The organism is Streptomyces sp. 5-10 (assembly GCF_014712245.1).
Lineage (GTDB): Bacteria > Actinomycetota > Actinomycetes > Streptomycetales > Streptomycetaceae > Streptomyces > Streptomyces violaceusniger.
In genome coordinates this window covers 1-1,565 of record NZ_JACVYG010000186.1, presented here as the reverse complement: position 1 = coordinate 1,565, position 1,565 = coordinate 1, and the positions used below count along the sequence as shown (strand labels likewise).

General features: G+C 67.8%; 1 protein-coding gene. It reads right to left on the bottom strand.

From position 1 onward, the window contains the following. Window positions 1-1,565, bottom strand: a 1,565-nt coding sequence (locus tag IEJ02_RS47710) for a beta-ketoacyl synthase N-terminal-like domain-containing protein (protein ID WP_191070494.1), incomplete at both ends; no start/stop codon positions are given.

Below are 1,565 nucleotides of genomic sequence, written 5' to 3'. Positions count from 1 at the left end.
GCCGTCAACCCATTCGACGCCCCATCCTGATTCACCGCCGAACCACGCACCACCGCCAATACCCGATGTCCCCGAGCCCGCGCATCCGACAACCGCTCCAACAACAACACACCGACACCCTCACCAAACCCCGTACCATCCGCACCCTCGGCGAACGCCTTGCACCGGCCGTCCACCGACAGGCCGCGCTGGCGGGAGAACTCCAAGAAGAGGCCCGGGGTGGACATCACCGTCGCTCCACCGGCCAGGGCCATCGAGCACTCGCCGCTGCGCAGCGCCGCACTCGCCTGGTGCAAGGCAACCAACGACGACGAACACGCCGTATCCACCGTCACTGCCGGACCTTCGAGCCCGAAGGTATACGCCAGGCGCCCCGATGCCACGCTTCCCGCACTGCCGGAGACGAGATAGCCCTCGAGCTCACCCGGGAACTTCCGCAGCCTGGATGAGTAGTCGCTGTACATCACGCCCATGAACACGCCCGTGGCCGAGCCGCGCAGCTCAGCCGGGTCGATCCCGGCCCGCTCCATCGCCTCCCAGGACGCCTCCAGCAGCAACCGCTGCTGCGGATCCACCGCCAGCGCCTCACGCGGCGACATCCCGAAGAACTCCGCGTCAAAATCTGCGGCATCGTTCAGAAAGCCACCGTCGATGGCATAGCTCTTCCCCGCGCGGTCCGGATCCGGGTCGTACAGGGCCTCCAGGTCCCAGCCACGATCCACCGGGAAGCCGGAGATGGCGTCCGTCCCGCCGGCCACCAACTCCCACAGCTCCTCCGGCGAGGCCACCCCACCCGGATACCGGCAGCCCACGCCCACAATCGCAATCGGCTCCGTGTCCACGCCCACCACAGCGGGCGCCACTTCAGCGCCATCCGAGCGCTTGCCCGCGCCCAGCCGACCGTCCAGATACCTGGCGATGGCCGAAGGCGTCGGATAGTCGAAGACCAACGTGGTCGGAAGTCGAAGCCCCGTCGCCGCACCAAGCTGGTTACGCAGTTCCACCGCGGTCAGGGAGTCGAAGCCCAGATCCTTCAACGCGCGGTCGCCGTCCACGGTGTCCGCGGTCGAGTGGCCCAGCACCTTGGCGATGTGAGTACGAACGGTGGCGAGGATGAGTTCGTACCGCTCGGCGTCACCGAGATCCGCCACCCGCTGCTGAAGAGTCGTGGCCGCCGTGGCACCCGTACGACGTGCCGGGGACTTCACCAGCCCTCGGTACAGGCTCAAGAGGGTGCCACCGTTCGCCACATGCCTCTGAACCGCCGTAAGAGAGAGGCGGGCCAAGAGGAGCGAAGGGCGAGCGCTGTCGACGGCCATGTCGAGCAGTGCCAAACCCTCTTCGGTGGTCATGGGGGTGATGCCGGTGCGGTTCAGGCGTGCGTGGTCCTCATGGTCCAGGTGGCCGGTCATCCCGCTGTCCTGTGCCCACAGCCCCCAGGCCAGCGACACAGCGGGCAGGCCCTGGGCCTGGCGGTGCTGAGCCAGGGCGTCCAGGAAGGTGTTGGCCGCGGCATAGTTGGCCTGTCCCGCATTGCCCAGCACACCCGCGGCCGAGGAGAACAG